Origin of the sequence: Solitalea agri, assembly GCF_023914155.1 — a bacterium.
GTDB lineage: Bacteria > Bacteroidota > Bacteroidia > Sphingobacteriales > Sphingobacteriaceae > Solitalea > Solitalea agri.
The window spans coordinates 1-20,566 of record NZ_JAMWYS010000034.1; the positions used below are offsets into that span (position 1 = coordinate 1).

Consider the following 20,566-nt stretch of genomic DNA (forward strand, 5'->3'; position numbering starts at 1 on the left):
CCGGTGAACGATGCGCCGGTAATTCAGGCAGCCGGTCCGTTTACCATCGATGAAGACATCCCATTGACAGGCGTGTTTAAGGCCACAGATGCCGATGGAGATCCGTTAACTTTCAGCCTGATTACTCCACCGGCAAACGGAACCCTGACCCTGCAAGCCGATGGATCTTTCAGCTACCAGCCTGCTGCAAATTATAACGGCACTGACAGTTTTGAAATTCAGGTGTCTGATGGCCATGGGGGCACAGTTTCGCAGATCGTCAGCCTTACCATTAGCCCTGTAAACGATGCACCGGTGGCCCAGGATCATACCTATATCATGGATGAAGATGGCGGTTCACAAACAGGTAATGTACTTACGGATGCCCCTGTGGCCAGTGATGTAGATGGAGATGCGCTTACCGCTGTTTTAATAAACGATTTGCCTGCCGAGATAGGAACATTGGTATTCAATGCCGACGGCAGCTTCAGCTTTACGCCGGCAGCAAACTTTAACGGCACGGCTACCTTTAGTTATCAGGCCTGTGATAATGGTTTGCCTCAGTTGTGCAGCGCGGAACAAACCGTCACCATTACCGTCAATCCGGTGAATGACACACCTGTAGCAAGCTCACCCGTTCAATATGAATCCAATGAAGACACGCCCATTGAGGATCAGTTATTCGCCACCGATGCTGACGGCGATGTGCTCACGTTCAGCCTAACCACTCCTTCGGCCAATGGAGCCGTTACTGTAAATGCCGATGGTTCATTTAAGTATCTGCCAAATGCGAATTATAACGGTACTGATTCCTTTATGGCTACAGTGAGCGATGGCAATGGCGGCACCGCCCTCATTTCAGTGAATATTAGTATAAATCCGGTCAATGATGCCCCAACGGCTGTGAGCCCGATATCCATTACTACGGATGAGAACGTGGTCTTCAACGGGCAGTTAACAGCCGATGATGCCGATGGTGAATTGTTGAGTTTTACTCTGGAAACCCAGTCTGCCCACGGTACGGTAGTGCTGGACAATACTCCAACACTTAGCGGCACCACCAGTACGATTAACTATACCTACACGCCGGCAGGTGGTTATAATCAGGATGATCATTTCCAGGTGCTGATTCAGGATGCCGCCGGGGCAACTACCCTGATCCATGTGCATGTTCTGGTAAATCCGGTGAACGATGCGCCGGTAATTCAGGCAGCCGGTCCGTTTACGATCGATGAAGATACCAATCTGACTGGCGTGTTTAAGGCCACGGATGCCGATGGAGATCCGTTAACTTTCAGCCTGATTACTCCACCGGCAAACGGAACCCTGACCCTGCAAGCCGATGGATCTTTCAGCTACCAGCCTGCAGCAAATTATAACGGCACTGACAGTTTTGAAATTCAGGTGTCTGATGGCCATGGGGGCACAGTTTCGCAGATCGTCAGCCTTACCATTAGCCCTGTAAACGATGCCCCGGTGGCGCAAGATCATACCTATATCATGGATGAAGATGGCGGTAGCATAAATGGCAATGTGCTCAGTGATGCCCCAGCAGCTACCGATATAGATGGAGATGCACTTACCGCTGTTTTAATAAATGATGTACCTGCGGAAGTAGGAACATTGGTATTCAATGCGAATGGTAGCTTTAGCTTTACCCCGACAACGAACTTTAGAGGTACGGTTAGCTTTAGCTACCAGGCCTGTGATAATGGTTTGCCTCAATTATGCAGCCAGGAACAAACCGTCACCATCACCGTCAATCCGGTGAATGATGCACCTGTAGCAAGCTCTCCGGTAAACTATGTTTCCAATGAAGACACGCCGGTTGCCGATAAGGTTACCGCCACTGATATTGATGGAGATGAGCTAATGTATTCGTTGAAATCAGGGGCAGAACCGCTGCATGGAAGTGTATCAGTGAGCGCAAATGGAACTTTTAGTTACACTCCAAGCTCAAATTACAATGGTTTAGATAGTTTTATAATAGTTGTAGATGATGGAAAAGGAGGTAGCTCAGAGATAGTTGTTAATGTCCTGATTAATCCAGCCAATGATAATCCAGTTGCAATATCACCTGTTTTATTAACTACCGACGAAGATAAGCCTGTAAAGGGACAAGTCTCTGCCACAGATGTGGATGGAGACGCGTTGAGTTATGTAGGCAGTAATTCGCTTAATGGTTCATTGCAATTAGACATAGATGGATCGTTTACTTATACCCCTCGTATGGACTTCTTTGGAAAGGATAGTTTGGTGGTGACCATAAATGATGGTAATGGAGGAACTGCTTCTGTTAATGTCTATGTACAGGTAAATCCGATAAACGATGCACCCGTGCCGGTTACTCCATTGGAATTGCAAACAAACGAGAGTCTAGCGTTAAACTCAAATCTTTCTGCAACAGATCTTGACGGAGATGCTCTTTCTTATTCTTTGGAAAAAAATCCGCTACATGGCAGCTTAACATTAAATGCCGATGGCTCGTTTATTTATACACCTACTGCAGGCTTTACTGGTGCTGATCAGTTCAGTGGTCTTGTTGATGATGGTAATGGTGGTTCGGCTATGATTCAGGTAAATATTACTGTATTGCCATTTAATAATCCTCCTATAGCTAATGCTATTCAACAATTTCAAATGAATGAAGATGAAGTATTGTCTGCAAAAGTGGAAGCACAAGATCCTGATGGAGATGCTTTGAGTTTCGAACTTTTGACGTCCGTTTTAAATGGAACAATACAATTAGATCAGCAAACAGGATCCTTTGTATATACCCCTAATAGTAACTTTAATGGTACTGACGAATTTAGTGTTGATATAAGCGATGGTAATGGTGAGCATATCAGGGTGGTAGTAAACATTGTTATTATTCCTGTGAATGATTTTCCAGTAGCTATTACTCCTGTTTCAGAAACATTAGGTGAGGACAATTCTCTTAGCTCACAGGTGCAAGCAACAGACGTTGATGGAGATCAGCTTACTTATTCAATAAATACTGCGCCAATGCACGGAAGCATATTGCTTAATGCAAATGGAACATATACTTATACTCCATTTGCAGATTACAACGGAACAGATAGTTTTAGTGTTACTGCTGATGATGGCAATGGAGGAACAACTCAAATAACAGTGCAGCTCGAAATAACTCCGGTTAACGATGCCCCGGTTGCTGAAAATACTAATTTAACAACAGATGAAGATGTTCCATTAGACGGTACGTTAAGCGCAACAGATGTTGATAATGATGTGCTCGCCTATTCAGTTATTTCAGAAGCAGCAAATGGCTTGTTTAAGTTAAATCAGAATGGTGATTACAATTATGTTCCGTATAATGATTTTAACGGACAAGACTCAATAACAGTTCAGGTAAATGATGGAAACGGAGGATTGGCTTCATTTAAGGTTTATATTGAAATAAGGCTTGTTTATGATCAACCAAGAGCATTTGAAATGTCGTTTGTGATTAATGAGAATGAAATACTAACGAATAAACTTGAAGCTGTTTCAGTTGATAATAATCCATTGACTTTTGGTTTGGCTCAGCCTCCTCAAAATGGATTTGTTGAGGTAAATGAAGACGGAACCTTTACCTATAAGCCTAATTTAAACTTTAATGGTTCTGATTCATTTAAAGCAAAAGTAATGGACGATAAAGGCGGCAGTGTTGAATTTATCGTAAGTATTTTGATTAATCCGATTAATAGTCCGCCTGAAACAGCAACTCCAATCAACTTAACTATTAATGAAGATACTCCATATACAGACAAATTTGTGGCTATTGATCCGGAAGGAGATCCAATAACATTTGTGATAGGTGCAGTATTGCCTGAACATGGTACTGTGACTGTAAATTCGGATGGCAGCTATTTGTACACCCCTGCTAAAGATTATTTAGGTTCAGATTCATTTACCGCACGGGTATTAGATGATAAAGGAGGATTAAGCACAATAGCTGTGAATATTACCATTATTCCTGTAAATGATGCTCCGGTAACATCAAACTTATCATATGATGTGGTCATTAATGAGCCCAAAACGCTCAATATAGCTGAAAATGTAAGCGATATTGATGGGCCTCTGCCATTGGTTTATAGTGTTTCTTCAGCTCCGCAGCATGGAACTATCACTCAGATGGAGACCGGTAATCCGGTTTATACACCAAATCTCAACTACATTGGTCCCGACTCATTTGCATACACTGTTTGCGATAGTTTTAACCCAGCCGGATGTTCTACATCAACAGTTGAATTAACCGTTAAAAAAGGCTTGGTAGATGTGCAGATTGTTAAAACGGCCAGTAATACAAAGGTCGATTTGAATCAGTCCTTATCGTTTAATCTGTTAGTGCAGAATAACGATAATAAAAATGCAGCGAATCAGGTAACGGTAATCGATACACTGCCTGAAGGTTTTGTATACGTATCTGCCAATGCAAGTGTAGGAGATGTCACTCTCTCAGGATCAAATATTGTTACATGGGTGATTAGTAGCCTTGCTGCGCAGCAATCGGCGCAACTAACCATTAATGTTACAGCCATTCAAGGCGGAGATTTTATTAATACGGCAATAGCAACGTCGACTGAATCAGATGCAGATCCATCGAATAATAAGTCGAGTGTGAGTGTTGAAGTGTTCGGGTTTAAGGTTGCCAATGTGTTTACTCCGAATGGGGATGGAATTAATGATACATTCACTATTAATGGCGTTGAAGATTTTGATGCTGAATTGCAGGTATTCAATCGCTGGGGGGGAGAAGTATTTAAGAGAAGGCCGTATAAAAACGATTGGGATGGCTCTGATTTGCCGGAAGGAACCTACTTCTACAGCCTGCGTATTAAAAACAAGCAGGGTAATACCAAAGTGTATACGGGGTATATAACTATCCTGCGGTAAAGTCGATGGTCGATAGTCCATGGTCTATGGACTATCGACTATAAAACTATCTGATAATCGTCAATGGCCCAACAACAGCCGGGCAATCAGCTTTCAGATGGATTGAATAATAATAAGTACCTACAGGTAACTTTTGGCCCTTATAAGTTCCATCAAAAGGTGTGTGATAGCCGATGGAATGAAAAACGATTTGTCCGTAGCGGTTAAAAACGTTTATTTCAGCCGTCGGATTTTGTTCCATATTGCCAATCTCCCATACCTCGTTTTTGCCATCACCATTAGGGGTAAATACATTAGAAACCTGAACAGCATCAGATGTTAAACTCACTTTTACAGCTGTTCGGTCACTTTCACACGAACCTTTGCTAAAGGAAACGAAGTAAGTCTGGTCATGCTCAACTTTGCCTATTGTAAGAATACCGTTAGCACTTTGAGCAATTGGCGCTGAAGAAATAGGTGATTCATAAACTTTGTAAGTACCACCGTTTTCTGTATTTCTAACCATAATAATTGCAGTGCCAGGGCTGCAAAGGGTAACGTTGTTGACAATAGGAGCATTTAATGATTCATATCCATTAGGAATTGTCATGACAATTGTAGCATCACAAGCAGCTTGATCCGAAATGGTTAATTGATAATCTCCTGCAGGGACATTCGTTAAATCGAGGTTGGTAGAAATTGTTTCGCCCTTATCATTTTTCCAGTTGTAGTTAAATGGAGGGGTTCCTCCCGATATTGTTAGGTTCTTAATTGCTCCGGTAGTTAATTGGCACTGGTCATCTACTATAAGTAAGGAGTTGGTGCCAATGTTTATTAATGGTTTTCGATCAACAGTGTAGTCACCTACCTCGTAAGGACAGTTGCTCCAATTAATAACAGACAAACGATAAGTTCCGGCTGGCAGATTAGTTGGATTGAGTTCTTTTGAAACTAGCTTGCCATTTGCATCATGCCATTTAAATTCTCGTGGTGTTTCTCCTGCATATTTCAATATATTAATAGCCCCCGTTGGTTTAGAACAACTACTTTGGGTGGTATTATACTCTAGTATCTTGAATTGGTCGTTTTTGTAAATAATTGATGTTCTGCTTTGTTTCTGACAGCCGGTTTTGCTGTTGTAGGCAGTAAGTGTATAAAATCCATTAGGTAAATTGGATACATCTAACTGATCAGAAATAACTTTTCCCAAATCATCTTTCCATTCATAACGGTCGGCGCCGGTAACCTTAAGTCCAAGTATTTTTCCATTGCGATCTTCGCACGAACTATTTGACCATACCTCCATCGTTGAATAATCAAAGGTTATAGGCGGCTCAATAGTAAAAACACTTGAGCTAATTTGTCCACAACTGCTTTCGTCTTTAACGAAAAGTTGGTATTTGCCAGGTATGTTAGGAGGAAAATCAATTATCGAGCTCACTTTAAGCCCGTTTTCATTTTTCCAGGCATAGGTGGTATTCCCTACTGTTCCTGAAACTTTAAGATTTGAGATAGTAGCAAGTCCTTCTTCGCAGTCGGTATAAGTTATTTTGATATTGGTTTCATCAATGCTCGGGCCCGGTTGTTGGGTGAGAATGAATGGTCCTGCTGTAATGGAGCAATTAAGTCTATCGCTAATTGTGGCAGTGTACTCTCCAGGGCCCAGGTCCCAAATTTCGGTTGTATTGTCGCTTTCAAGAATTATGTTTCCAGCCTTATCTCGCCAAGTGAAATGAAAAGAACCCGAATGAATTATTCCTAATCCAATACTTCCTTTATAAATGCCACAAGGATGCTGTATACGGGTGCTTTCAGGGTGAAGTTTAATAGAAGTAGAGGGCAGTACTTCAAATGTCTGCGACTTTGCACAGCCGTCTTCTGTTACAATAGTGTATTTTCCGGCTTTAACATTTTCGAGGTCGGGGCCTGTGCCCACAACGTTGCCACTTGCATCCAACCATTTAACGGCGGATGTATTTTTAATCTTAATTCCCTTTATGCTTCCAATTCCTTGGTTGCAGTTATCTGGATTAACTATAACATTTGCTGAATTGATTTCTACTTTAGTAAATTCAGAAGTACTGCCATTTATAGTAGCAGAAGCTACAACTGAGCCATTGAGTGGTCCTAAATAGGACCATTTTCCTGCAACATTCGCCTGAACTGTTGCAAAATAGGTTTCTGGTTCACACATTCCACATCTGTCTGTATAAAACAGCTCAACTTTTGAATTTGGAGTAGCCCTGCCTGTAACCGAGTTGCCTGATATTGTTTCTATATAAACTTCTGGAAGAACTGTATAAGGGTTGTAGTAAGGGTAGGTGTTTCCTGTACTGTTACAGAAAATTTTATTTCTGGATAGTGTTATTTTTGCAGAACGAATGCATTCTATTGTTTGTGAATAAAAATTAGGGTTAGCTCTATTATTATATGCAATGGTATTTCCTTCTCCTGGGTTTTCTCCTCCAATGATACCGTTTTGAGAATCTTCAATATAAACCACAATATTGTTTCCCACTGTATTTTCACCTCCGCCTAAATTTTTGTTTTCAGAAGAGTTAGTTCCAATTCTGTTTCCAGTTATTTTAAAATCCTTAGAATCATTTAGGTAAATACCCCATCTGTCATAATTAGCTATAGTGTTGCGTTTTATTTCTATGTTCGATCTACTATGAATTTGTAGCCCACTTCTCATATAGGGAAATTTGATCGACTCGGTAAAATCTGTTCCAACTATGTTATTGATAATCTTTATATCTTCATTTTTTAAGTTGTCGCCAAGGACATTATAACCTAAATATGTTGAAGCGCCAATTAGATTTCCTTCCTTTTGGCTTTCACCGCCAATTGTAATTTGATCGCCATAAAGTGAAATGCCGGAGATCCAATATTCTGTAGGGCTATAACTAAAAATGGTTTTACCGTCTTCATAAAATCCCAATAGATTACTTTTAATGGATATGAGATTTGTTGGAAAAATAGAATGGTCGAGTTCTTGATAAATTAGGTTGGTACAATTGTTTATAATATTGCCACTTGTTGGGTAACCTATATAAATATTAGTACTACCCTTAATATATATTCCGCAACCTGTTCCATTGTTATTATTCTTGTTAAATCCTGTAATGTAGAGTCCGAATATTTCTATAGTATGCATATTGATTATTCGTAATCCGTTTGTAATACCTGAGTTATTGTTGGCAGGGCGAATTTTTACCTTCGCGTTGCTTATTCCAAATGGTGCTCCGGGTTGTGAAACGCCGTCAATTGATAGGTGAGAACTTAATGGAGGTAGTTCTGTTAATAAGCTTATCGTTCTTCCTGCTTCACTCACATCCAGCATTCTAAAATAAATGAAATCCATATCGGTAGTTCCGTTGGCGGCAGCTTTATCGAGGGCTTCCCGCAAGGTGCCCGGGCCGGCATCGGCGTTGGAGGTTACGATAAATTGGTCAGCGTACACTGATAAACAAGAAAGGAGCGTAAGAATGGCAGCTAAGTAAAATTTTTTCAACGTAAAAGGTAAAATCAACAGGGTGTAAAAATAGCAATCAGAATGCTTATTTAATTCTATAAAATTATAATCTGCAATCAATGGGTTTGCCAGAATTAAATTATGCGACTAAGTGTGGCTTGTTGAGTTGATTTTGCTAAGTTGAAAGATTGTGGAATTTAATAATTATGGCTCTTTTTATGATACTTGCATAGACGTAAAACCGTTGTTAATGGCTTGTTAATTAATTAATTTTGCGGCTCCAAATTTAACCTCATGAAGTTAGATATCAATTACAAAGAGGCTTTTGAAGGCCGCCATATTGCTCCGGGTTCGGAAGATACCCAGAAGATGTTAAAAGTGATCGGTGTTGATTCGATTGATCAGTTGATCAACGAAACCGTTCCTGAAAAGATCCGCCTGAAAAAACCTCTTAATTTACCTCCTGCCAAAACCGAGTTTGAATACCTTGCCAGCTTAAAGCAAACCGCTTCTAAAAACAAAGTTTTCAAATCGTATATCGGTCGTGGTTATTACGATAACTTCACTCCAAATGTAATTTTGCGTAACATCCTTGAAAATCCGGGATGGTACACCCAATACACTCCTTACCAGGCTGAAATTGCTCAGGGTCGCTTGCAGGCATTGTTGAATTATCAAACAATGATCATCGATCTTACCGGTATGGAGATCGCTAATGCTTCATTATTAGACGAGGGTACAGCAGCGGCCGAAGCAATGTTTATGCAATACTCATTGCGTAAAAACAATGGTGCTAATGTATTCTTCGTTTCTCAGGAAGTATTACCTCAAACTATCGACATTTTAATGACTCGCTCAAAACCTTTGGGTATCGAGTTATTAATCGGCGATCATCAAACTGTTGAATTGTCAGAAAACATGTTTGGTGCGATCGTTCAGTATCCTGCAGCTAACGGTGAGGTTTATGACTACACCGAGTTTGCTAATAAATGTCATGCGAAAAATATCAAAATCACGGTTGCTGCAGATATTTTAAGTTTGGCCTTGTTAACTCCTCCTTCGGAATTTGGTGCCGATATCGTTGTTGGTTCTGCTCAACGTTTCGGTGTACCGATGGGTTACGGTGGTCCTCACGCTGCTTATTTCGCAACTAAAGAAGAATACAAACGCTCAATGCCAGGCCGTATCATCGGTGTAACTATCGATGCACAAGGCAATCAAGCATTGCGTATGGCTCTTCAAACGCGTGAGCAACACATCCGCAGAGATAAAGCTACTTCAAACATTTGTACAGCGCAGGCATTGTTAGCTATCATGGCTTCTATGTATGCGGTTTACCACGGACAAGAAGGGGTTAAGAAAATCGCTAACCGTACACACGGTATGGCGGTATTATTAAAAGAGGCGCTTACTTCTTTAGGTTATTCGGTATTAAACAAATCATTTTTTGATACCATTACGGTAGATGCCGGAAGCAATGTAGGTTCTATTCATAAAGAAGCTGTTGATGCTGAAGCTAACTTCCATTATAAAGGTTCTAAAGTTGGTATAGCCGTTGACGAAACCACTTCGGTAGAAGATATCAAAACCATCGTTAAAGTATTTGCCAAAGTAGTTGGTAAAAACCTGAATGATGTGGATGTTGACGGATTGGCTGCTAATCTGAATTCACCTATTGCCGATAATTTGCAACGTAAATCAGCATTCTTCACTCACCCTGTGTTCAATACACATCACTCTGAGCATGAGATGTTGCGTTATATCAAGAGCCTTGAAAATAAAGATCTTTCATTGAATCATTCAATGATCTCTTTAGGTTCTTGTACAATGAAATTGAATGCTACTGCCGAAATGATCCCGGTTACCTGGGCTGAGTTTGGTAAGCTTCACCCATTTGCTCCAATGGATCAGGTTGGCGGATATGCACAAATGATTTCAGAATTAGAGCAATGGTTATGTGAGATCACTGGTTTTGCCGGTGCTAGCTTACAGCCTAACTCAGGTGCACAAGGTGAATACGCTGGATTAATGGTGATTCGTGCTTATCACGAAAGCCGTGGGCATAGTCACCGTAACGTGATCTTGATTCCTTCATCAGCACATGGAACCAATCCTGCTTCTGCTGCTATCGCAGGCTTCAAAATTGTAATTACCAAATGTGATGAAAATGGTAATATCGATGTTGAAGACTTACGTGCTAAAGCAATTGAAAATAAAGATAATCTGGCTGGCTTAATGGTTACTTATCCTTCAACTCACGGTGTGTTTGAAGAAGCGATCATTGAAATTTGTCAGATCATCCATGATAATGGCGGTCAAGTTTACATGGACGGCGCAAATATGAACGCTCAGGTTGGTTTAACCAGCCCTGCTAACATTGGTGCCGACGTTTGTCACTTGAACCTTCATAAAACCTTCTGTATTCCTCATGGTGGAGGAGGTCCTGGTATGGGTCCAATCTGTGTTGCTAAACATTTGGCTCCATTCTTACCTGGTCATGCAGTGGTACAAACCGGTGGTGACAATGCAATACATGCGGTTTCTTCAGCTCCATGGGGTAGTGCAAGCATCCTGGTTATTTCTCACGCATACATTGCAATGATGGGTGGTGAAGGCTTAACCAATGCTACTAAATACGCCATCTTAAATGCCAACTATATCAAATCTCGTTTAGAAAACGATTATAAAGTTCTTTATTCAGGTGCTAACGGTCGTTGTGCTCACGAGATGATCTTGGATTGCCGTTCATTCAAAAATTTCGGTATTGAGGTAACTGATATCGCTAAACGTTTGATGGACTATGGTTTCCATGCTCCAACAGTATCATTCCCGGTTCCTGGAACGGTGATGATTGAGCCTACCGAATCAGAGCCAAAAGTTGAATTAGATCGTTTCTGTGAGGCGATGATCGCTATTAAAAATGAGATCAACGAAGTTGAAGAAGGTAAAGCAGATAAGGATGACAACGTATTGAAAAATGCTCCTCATACTGCTGCTGTAATTACTGCTAATGAGTGGGAACATTCGTATAGCCGTCAGAAAGCAGCATTCCCATTACATTGGGTAGCGGCTAATAAATTCTGGCCTTCAGTTGCTCGTGTAAACGATACATATGGCGATCGTACATTGGTTTGTTCATGTCCTCCAATTGAAAGCTACATGGAGGAAACGGTGGCCGCCAATTAAGTTTTGCAATTAAGAATTCTTTTAATAGATAAGCCCAACCTTTAAAACGGTTGGGCTTTGTTTTTTGCTATAACTATTGCTGATTAATTAGATTTTGTTTTTAGATCTCGCCAATACATAAACATTCCCCATGAGGCAGCACCTGCGTAGGTAATTGAATTGTCTTTATTGATTTTTATGAAATATGCGCCTGTCCACGTAAATGGGGAAACGGCAGGGAAGCTAGGGTAGTCCATCTCATTGCCGGCATGGTGAGTGACTATTAGGGTGATATTATTGTCTACTGATTGTTCGCTAATCACGTTTCTTATTCCTCCAAAAATACTTCCGCCCGAAACATTATAACTGGCATGGTTAAGTCGGTTGTCGATTTTGATAGTAGGACCTGCATTGATGAGTTCTGCTGTCATTTTGGCCCGGCAAAACTCACTGCTGAAAACCCTTTTTATATTTAGATGCAGATCTTTAAAGGCGGTGCCTAGTGCTATTGACCTATTTTTTCCTTGTTGATTTAGTTGACGTGCCTTGGTGGAGTCGCAAGAAGTCCACCAATTAGCCGGACCTGTTGTTTTGCTGAAATCCACGCCATTGTCGGCATCGGCATGTCGTAGAATAATGGCATAAGTGGCGTTGCTTACAGGGAGTTTTCTTAGTGTTGCCCAGCCCTGCAGGTAAGCATTATAAGGGTCGGTTGCGTGTGTTCCATGAAAAGCCGCATAAGGTTGGTCGAATGAATCATCAGTAGCTCCCAGTGCATATATTCTTGTTGGGGCTTTTGCTTGATCCTTCCAGATAACATCTATGGCCACTACTTCAGAGGATGTAATTCTTTGAATTAATCCATCACTAGTTAACTGAATCTTGGGGTCACTTGATGAAAACTCTGCGGGTTCGTTCGTTTCTATCTTGAAATTGGCTTTGTTGACAAATAAAAGATCGTTTTTGTATTCAAGTGAAGTTATTTTGGGTCGATTCTCATTGCTGTCATTTTTCTTACATCCGAAGGCAATGAGCAGTACCAGCAGAATAATTTTGAAATGGTTCTTCATTTTAAATTTAGATTTAATTATATGATCTAAAACAGATTTTTTATACCGATTCAGTAAGAGCACGTGAATGAAAAATCGTCTGAAATGAAGTGAATATGCCCTTGAAAATTCTAGTTTGATGAATTCTTAAAATAAAGTTGGATGAAAGTTTTTAGTTTTGCGCTTACTATCAGCAAATTATGGAAAAATATTGACTGATTTTTCTCATTGGGCCAAATTTTTTTAATTGGCTAATGAAGGTATTTGGCCTCAGAATTTTGGATGGTTCTGTTTGAAAGTTATGGGTTAGATTAGATTATTTGTCTTGGCAAAAAGTGTTAGCTCTGCCGCGTTTTTTATGTCAAGTTTTCTGAAAATATTGCGTCGGTGTGTGGTAACTGTAAATTCGCTGATAAACAGCTTTTGGGCAATTTGTTTGGATGTAAGGCCCTGAGAAATGCCTAATATAATTTCAATTTCCCGTTCAGATAGTTTGAATTGCTCATTATCAAATGGCGTAAACGGATTGCTGCCCATTACTTGGTTATCACTTTCAAGAAGTGGGAAAAACTGCTCTCCGGCTTTTATTTTTTTAATAGCATAAATAAATTCATTTAAGTCAAATGATTTTGGAAGATAACCATCAACGCCCATTGCCTGAAATTTTCGTACATAATCAATGTTATCATACTGACTTATCATCAAGACTTTAACAGCAGTTTTTTTGGTATTTAGTTGTTGCAAAGTCTTATAACCATCTAGTTCTGGCATATTTATGTCCAAAATAATAAGGTCAACATTTGCAGTCTCAAGAGTTGTTAGTAGTTCTCGACCGTTGGGAACTTTTGCAACCACTTCTCCTAATATATTCTCCCTGATAATAAGCTCAATACTGTCACTGATCAGCTTATGGTCATCGGCAATTATTATCTTATAGTTTTCTGCAGCTGTCATACCGGAATTTCTATGATAAACGTAGTTCCATTAATGCCACTATCAATTTTATATTCGCCATTTAAATAACTTACTCTTGCCTTTATACTCCTCATCCCGATGCCATTATTTAATGATTGGTCACTATTAAAACCTTTTCCGTTATCCTCCATAATGATCTGAAGCGTTTCGTCAAATAACAAGCATTGCAGGGTAGCTTTTGATGCTCCCGAATGTTTAATGGTATTTTGTAGCAGTTCACTCATAATTCGATACGACATTACCTTAATCTTTGGCTCAATAGTTTCGATATCTCCTTTGTGAATAAATTGAATATCAACGCCTGTATTAGTAGTTCGGAGCAGTGTTAGCTGAATGTTTATCCTGGGAATTAATCCGTCGGATTCTAAGCCTTTAGGCATTAAGTCGCTGGTGATTTCTCGGACGTCTGTATTTATCTTCTTCATGCCTGCTAAAAGTTGTTCTCGAAACTGCTCCTCCTCTATGCTTATTATAGGTGTTTTTGCAAAATAGCTTTGCGTCATGAGGCGGAGTCCATTCAACGTGTTTCCAACTTCGTCATGTAAGTCATGTGCGATGCGTGTTCGTTCGTTTTCCTGTATTTCTAATAGCGAGGTTGATAGTTCTTGCTTTAATTTAATACTTTCTATTATTTTTCTCTGTAATTCATCTTTCTCTTTTTTATACTTATAAATAAAAAAGAAGGTTAAAACGGTAATTTCAAAGGCCAAACCATTTACAATGTTTCCAGGGCGAAGAAGAAATAAGCGACCAAGTTTAAATGAAGCCGCGATATAACTTACAAATCCGGCTAATAAAAGGGCAGAGGAGAGGAAGTATAGAATTGCATAATATTGTTTTCTGACTACTCCGTATAATAATGTAGAGATTAATAAAAAGAAACCAGCTATGGTATAATAATAAACAATTGTTCCTCCTGTTTTATAGATAGTTGATTGGTAGTTGAATGATAGCGAAATAATCAATAATGCTGTAGAAAAGCCAAGTGAAATATGGTTATACCAGGTTAAATAAGTAAATAACCGTGGGTTCGAATTATGCAGATCAGTAAACAAGATGAATACCCTGCTGCAGAAATAAAGCGCCATTCCTGTAAAGAAAGCTTCATGAATGTAACTCCAATACCTAAAGAAATCCCCCCCAAACTCCATCGAATCAAAATGAAATTCGTCTAGAATGAAGCCTAATATTATAAGAATGTAGCAAGCAAGGAAAAAATGAAGCTTGTTTTTAAGAACAATCCAAAGAATGATATTGGCAATTAATGCCAATAAAAAATAACCGATGTACTTTCCGATCAGGTAGCTATAGCCAATTTCAAAAAACATCAGCTCGTTTGTGTTTGATATATCGATAGGTGTGTAAATATTACTGGCGGTTGTACGTTTAATTTTAACCAGTAAAACTTTTGTTTGCTGTGATTTGAACTTAACATTGAATGTAATCCCCCTAACCGGAAAGCTTCTTTCAACTAAAGGGATATGCATTGAACTACTGTCAATTAAAGCTAAAGTTCCATTTTGAAGTTCAAATAGTTGGAATGCTAATCCATTATTATAGAATGAGTAGGTTATCGACTTTTCATCTGCAGAGCTGTTTTTAAGGGCTATTGCCAACCAATAATTGCATTTGCTTACGCCCATGTTAAAAGGTTGCTTGGGTGTAGGATTATTAAACTTATCGGTTTGCAGGTTTTTAAGGACTTCTTCTTCTTTAAAATTATTGCAGTCTTCGAGGTATTTATAATAATGAGTAAGGTGGAAGTTTCTTTTTGTAGCTATGTCTAAGGTGTCCAGTGGGAGTTGGGCAAAGATTTTACTGCCATGGAGTAGAAATGCCAAGCAAACAAAAAACAAACGATAGCTCATATGAATGCAAATATAGACCTATTTATTGTTTGAAAATCAATTGAACGGAAGGGAAGAGGCAAAATCAAAGTTGAAAATCATTATCAACAGTAAGAATAGGCCGATAGAGGAATTGATCATTTTTTTACTGTTTAGAGAACCGATGTAATCCACCATATGTTTCCAAATGGGTCTATAATCCCTCCGGTACGACCGTAATCTTTGGTCTCTGGCTCTACAATAGAATAACAACCGGCTTCAATGGCTCTTTTGTAAGTTACATCAGCATTGTCTACATAAATGAAAAGAGCTGATTGTCTGGAATCCCATTCCTTTGAACTATTACTGTACATAATGGTGCATTCGCCTATCATTAATTCTGCATGCATAATCGTTCTGTCATCTCTCATGGATCTGTAAGTTTCAGAAGCATCAAAAACTAACTGCATAAAAGGTAAAAACTTGGTGGCCTCATCCAATATCAGGTAAGGCATAATGCGTTGATGCCGTTCAAATAAATTGGTATTTTCCATGATTAATTATTGATCTTGATTTTATGTGTTGAGAAGCACATTTATGAGTATATCCGCGCAGAACTTGGAAGTGAGTTGGTATTATAAATGGCTTTGCCTAATAAATGTAATTTAAGGAATTATTATGGTTGTCGCTTGTTTGGTGAGGCTTGTAATTCTATTTTTTTTCAATACAGCAAACTATTTCCCTTATTAGGAACGTTTATTAACTTGCACATTCTTAAAAATCTTAAATAAATGAAAAAAATTCTGCTTTTAACACTCTCAATCATCGCATTCGTTTCTTTTGCCTTTATATCGGCAAAAAGTGATGAAGTAACTTATAAAGTTGATGTTTCTCAAACCAATGTTGTTTGGTTTGGCAAAAAAGTAACCGGAATGCATTCGGGTTCAATACAGTTATCAGAAGGGTACGTTAGGATGAAAAATGATAAGTTGGCAGGTGGAACCTTTGAATTTGATATGAAGTCAATAACGGATATCGACCTTAAAGACCCTAATTACAATGCTAAACTGGTGAATGACTTGAAATCTGATAATTTTTTTAATGTTGAAAAATTCCCTACGGCCAAGTTTGAAATTACGAAAGCAAAAAGCTTAGGTAAAAATCAATATGCCGTGACAGGAAATCTAACTGTTAAAGGAATTACTAAAGAAATTCAATTTCCTGCATTTGTTTCAGTTTCTGATAACGGCGGTGCTTTGGCTATTATCAGTAATAAGTTTAAAGTAAACAGAACGCAGTTTGATATTAAATATCGTTCTGCCAGTTTCTTTGAAAGTTTAGGAGATAAAGCCATTGATGATGACTTTGAACTCGAAATAACTCAAATGGTTGCCCGCCGTCAATAATTTTGGAAAATGGAAGAAAACGAGAAAGGCAGCTTATTACTGCCTTTCTCGTTATTATTTCAATATATTTTCCCTGTCATAAAACATTTGCCTTATTTATTCTGTAATGTATTCTCTGATTGCTTTATTAGTGGTTAGTCGTAACACAAATGATACAATAAAGTTGTTGCAACAAATAATGTTTAAACATATATTTGTATTGTCAAATTAGAAAAAAGTAAAATAACCCGATATGAAAAAGTTAACTACAGTTTTAACATTGGTTGCAGCAACCGTGTTTTTTGCATTTACAGCTCCTGAGAAAAAAGCCGATACTTACAATGTTGATGCAGCTAAAAGTACAATTGCCTGGAATGGTAAAAAAGTAACTGGTGAGCACACAGGTAATATCAAATTTGCAACTGGCAGTATTCAGTTTAATGGTAAATCAATTACCGGAGGTTCTTTAATTGTTGATATGAACTCTATCACTTGTACTGACATCACCAACCCTGATTATAACGCTAAATTGGTTGGTCACTTAAAAGCTGATGATTTCTTCGGAACAGATAAATTCGCTACTGCTAAAATTGACATTACAGGTTCTAAGTCTTTAGGTGGCGATAAATATGAAATCACAGGTAATTTAACTATCAAAGGTATTACCAAGCCAATTACCTTCCCTGCAACAGTTAAGCAAGTGAAAAATGCTTTAGTTGGTGCTGCAGATGTAACCATTAACCGTACTCAGTTCGACATTAAATACGGTTCGGCAAGTTTCTTTAACTTAGGTGATAAAGCGATCAATGATGATTTTACTTTGAAAATCTCTTTAGTAGCTGCTAAATAAGTTATTTTAAATAATTAAGCTAAGCAATGAAGCACCTCCAATTGGAGGTGCTTTTTTTTGTTTAGTCGAATGATAGTTTTTCTATTGATGTTCACTAAGATTTCTTTGTAACTTAACGCTAACCAAATATTTTATTTATGAAAAAAATATTCTCAATCGTAATTGCTTTACTGGCTACCCATATAGCAATTGCTCAGGATTTTGCTGGCAGTTTTAAAATGCTTATCAGCGGCGACGAAGTTAAACAGCCCGTTGAGATGACTTGTTATTATAAGGACCAGGCATGGGCAATGCAAATGTCTCCAGAACAAATGAAAGGTGGGAAAGTTAGGATTGTGTACGATGCCAAGACAAAGGATACTTATACACTGATGGACATGAATGGTAATAAAATGGGGTTTAAAGGTAAGGCAAAAGATATTGAGGATATGATCAAAGATAAAGCTGAGCCTAAAATAACCCAAACCAATGAAACCAAAACCATTGATGGGCATCCATGCAAGAAAGTAATTACCGAAACAGACGATTCATTAATTGATATGTGGGTTGCTCAGGATATGAATTTTAACTTGCAATCAATATTTGCTAATATGAAAAGCTCTAAGGGCGGCGGTTCATCCCGTAATATGGCTCAATACGCAAAATATTTTAAAGGCCCTTCCTTAGAGACTTTAGTAACCGATAAAAAGAAAGGAACGAAAACTACCATGCTCATTAAGGAAATAAAAAAAGGGGATATACCTGAAGGTATTTTCAGCACTGAGGGATATCAAATAATGGATAGCCCCATGGGAGGAATGGGTAAAGAGTAATTGGAGTTAATAGCATAGACCATAGTCCATAGAAATAATCCGCTAGGAGATTTTTAGGTACTATGGTCTATTGACTATGGTCTAAATCTATCTATATCACAGTAAACGATCCTTCGTTGTATTTTACTTTACCTGTGGCTTTGCTTTTAGCGTGATAGAATAAACAAGTCCAATCGTTTTCGGCGGCTAGTTTGCCATAATGTTCACGTAGTTCCATTGCTTTACGACCATCATAGTCATATTTAGCAATAAATTTGCGTAGCAATTGCTCTGGCTCTGGTAAAATATCACCACCAAAGAAAACCTTTTCTCCTTCCGATTCGATCAGATAAACCTGGTGAAACTCGCAATGCCCACCTGTAAGTTCGAAACTAATTTCATCACTTATCTTTCCATTGCCCTCAATTAGATGCAGGTTCGGCGTACGCCATAAATGCTCTAATACAGGAGCTGTATATGATTTTGATTGTTTTACCAATCCGGTTTCCATCTCTCCTCGCTGCACAAAATAATCCGCGTGTGGAAAGCTTAATTTCCAATTTCCATTCTCTTCGTACATCATTCCTCCAGAGTGATCGTAATGAAGGTGACTCATTAATACTTTGGTAATGTCATCAGGTTCAAAACCCGCTTTACGGATATTATTATAAAGCTGAAGTTCTCCATTGGCTTCACGAACACCTAATCCGGCATCCATCAGTAACAACTCGTTCTTTGTTTGGACTAAAAAAGGCTGAACATAAATGAAAAGCGATCCCGGTCGGTCTTTTGGGTTGTCAACTTCAGGGTTAAATGGAATAAATTTTTTACTTGAATCAACAGAGAAGGAACCTTCGTAAAGGGGGAATATTTTCATTAATTTGAAAATTTGTGAATTTGAAAATGAACCAGCGAGCCAAGTTAAGAAGAAGATGTGGAACTGAAGTCAATTTTCAAATTTCCACATCTTCATACCGATAGTTATCGGGACAAACTATTTAATTACTTCAAGCTCTTTGCCAACCTTAGTAAACGCGGCAATGGCTTTGTCTAAATGTTTCACATCATGTCCTGCCGAAATTTGAACACGTATACGGGCTTTTCCTTGTGGTACTACCGGATAGTAGAAGCCAATTACGTAGATGCCTTCTTCAAGCATTTTCTCAGCAAACTTTTGGGCTAAAGGAGCGTCGTAAAGCATTACCGGAACAATTGGATGCACCCCAGGTTTAATGTCAAAACCTGCTGCTGTCATTTTTTCGCGGAAATACTTAGTGTTGAATTCTAATTTATCACGTAGCTCAGTGGTCTCACTCAACATATCTAAAACAGCAATCGATGCACCTACAATACTTGGCGCAAGTGTGTTTGAGAATAAATAAGGGCGAGAACGCTGACGAAGCATATCAATGATTTCTTTACGGCCTGAGGTAAATCCTCCGGAAGCTCCGCCTAACGCTTTGCCCAAAGTGCCGGTAATAATATCAATACGTCCCATTACACCGCAATGTTCATGTGTTCCACGACCAGTTTTGCCTAAAAAGCCTGATGAATGACATTCGTCAACCATAATTAATGCTTTGTATTTATCGGCTAGGTCGGCTATTTTATCTAATTGAGCAATGGTGCCATCCATAGAGAAAGAACCATCGGTCACAATGATGCGGTGGCGCTTATCTTGTGAAGCTTTTAACTGCTCTTCAAGGTCAGCCATGTCATTATGCTTATAACGGAAACGAGCCGCTTTACATAAACGAACGCCATCAATAATCGATGCATGGTTTAATTCATCAGAAATAATAGCATCCTGTTCGTTAAATAAAGGCTCAAACACTCCACCGTTTGCATCAAAAGCTGCAGCATACAAAATGGTATCTTCGGTGCCTAAAAACTCAGAGATCTTTTTTTCAAGTTCTTTATGAATATCCTGTGTACCACAGATGAAACGCACACTCGACATTCCATAACCATGAGTGTCGATTGCCGCTTTGGCTGCCTCAATAACTTTAGGGTGTGATGATAATCCGAGGTAATTGTTAGCACAAAAGTTGATTACTTCTTTTCCTCCGGCTACGGCAATGTCAGCACCCTGAGGAGTAGTAATAATGCGTTCTTTCTTATATAATCCGGCTGCTTCAATTCCTTTTAATTCAGCCTCTAAAACTGGTTTAAGTGTTTCGTACATAACTTACAAGG

Annotated in this window: 12 protein-coding genes; 5 read left to right on the forward strand and 7 right to left on the reverse strand. The window is 39.0% G+C overall.

Going from position 1 to position 20,566, the window contains the following annotated elements; translation table 11 throughout:
* Nucleotides 1–4,875, forward strand: a 4,875-nt coding sequence (locus tag NF867_RS10110; protein ID WP_252587720.1) for a tandem-95 repeat protein, incomplete at its 5' end; no start/stop codon positions are given.
* Between the two features lie 46 nt (nt 4,876–4,921).
* On the opposite strand, the gene NF867_RS10115 is transcribed toward NF867_RS10110, so the two are convergent.
* Entirely contained in the window at nt 4,922–8,368 is a 3,447-nt protein-coding gene (locus NF867_RS10115; RefSeq protein WP_252587721.1) for a T9SS type B sorting domain-containing protein, read from the reverse strand.
* Nucleotides 8,369–8,623: 255 nt separating this feature from the next.
* Here NF867_RS10115 and gcvP point away from each other — a divergent pair, with 255 nt between their 5' ends.
* On the forward strand, nt 8,624–11,515 hold the full coding sequence (gene gcvP, locus NF867_RS10120; RefSeq protein ID WP_252587722.1) for an aminomethyl-transferring glycine dehydrogenase: 2,892 nt from the start codon (nt 8,624–8,626) through the stop codon (nt 11,513–11,515).
* A gap of 83 nt (nt 11,516–11,598) precedes the next feature.
* Here gcvP and NF867_RS10125 read toward each other — a convergent pair whose 3' ends face one another.
* The 4 genes from NF867_RS10125 to NF867_RS10140 form a co-directional block, all read right to left on the reverse strand.
* Nucleotides 11,599–12,564, reverse strand: a complete 966-nt coding sequence (locus NF867_RS10125; RefSeq protein WP_252587723.1) for a SixA phosphatase family protein — start codon at nt 12,562–12,564, stop codon at nt 11,599–11,601.
* A gap of 285 nt (nt 12,565–12,849) precedes the next feature.
* Nucleotides 12,850–13,497, reverse strand: a complete 648-nt coding sequence (locus tag NF867_RS10130) for a response regulator transcription factor (protein ID WP_252587724.1) — start codon at nt 13,495–13,497, stop codon at nt 12,850–12,852.
* Entirely contained in the window at nt 13,494–15,386 is a 1,893-nt protein-coding gene (locus NF867_RS10135) for a sensor histidine kinase (RefSeq protein ID WP_252587725.1), read from the reverse strand. Before NF867_RS10135 ends, NF867_RS10130 begins: the two co-directional genes overlap by 4 nt.
* A gap of 131 nt (nt 15,387–15,517) precedes the next feature.
* Complete coding sequence (locus tag NF867_RS10140; RefSeq protein WP_252587726.1) at nt 15,518–15,898, reverse strand: VOC family protein; 381 nt, start codon at nt 15,896–15,898, stop codon at nt 15,518–15,520.
* A 237-nt stretch (nt 15,899–16,135) separates the two neighbouring features.
* Here NF867_RS10140 and NF867_RS10145 point away from each other — a divergent pair, with 237 nt between their 5' ends.
* The 3 genes from NF867_RS10145 to NF867_RS10155 all read left to right on the forward strand — a co-directional run bounded on the left by NF867_RS10145 (nt 16,136) and on the right by NF867_RS10155 (nt 18,391).
* Nucleotides 16,136–16,750 (forward strand): YceI family protein, encoded by a 615-nt coding sequence (locus tag NF867_RS10145; protein WP_252587727.1) that lies wholly within the window; start codon nt 16,136–16,138, stop codon nt 16,748–16,750.
* Nucleotides 16,751–16,982: 232 nt separating this feature from the next.
* Nucleotides 16,983–17,579, forward strand: coding sequence for a YceI family protein (locus NF867_RS10150; protein WP_252587728.1), 597 nt, complete (start codon nt 16,983–16,985; stop codon nt 17,577–17,579).
* Between the two features lie 137 nt (nt 17,580–17,716).
* Nucleotides 17,717–18,391: a DUF4412 domain-containing protein gene (locus tag NF867_RS10155; RefSeq protein ID WP_252587729.1), complete on the forward strand. Its 675-nt coding sequence runs from the start codon at nt 17,717–17,719 to the stop codon at nt 18,389–18,391.
* 91 nt (nt 18,392–18,482) lie between these two features.
* Here the strand turns inward: NF867_RS10155 and NF867_RS10160 are convergent, their stop codons facing one another.
* Nucleotides 18,483–19,247 (reverse strand): MBL fold metallo-hydrolase, encoded by a 765-nt coding sequence (locus tag NF867_RS10160; RefSeq protein WP_252587730.1) that lies wholly within the window; start codon nt 19,245–19,247, stop codon nt 18,483–18,485.
* Between the two features lie 117 nt (nt 19,248–19,364).
* Nucleotides 19,365–20,555 carry a glycine C-acetyltransferase gene (kbl, locus tag NF867_RS10165; protein ID WP_252587731.1) on the reverse strand — a complete coding sequence of 397 codons (1,191 nt, stop codon included), beginning with the start codon at nt 20,553–20,555 and terminating at the stop codon, nt 19,365–19,367.
* Nucleotides 20,556–20,566 lie beyond the last annotated feature (11 nt).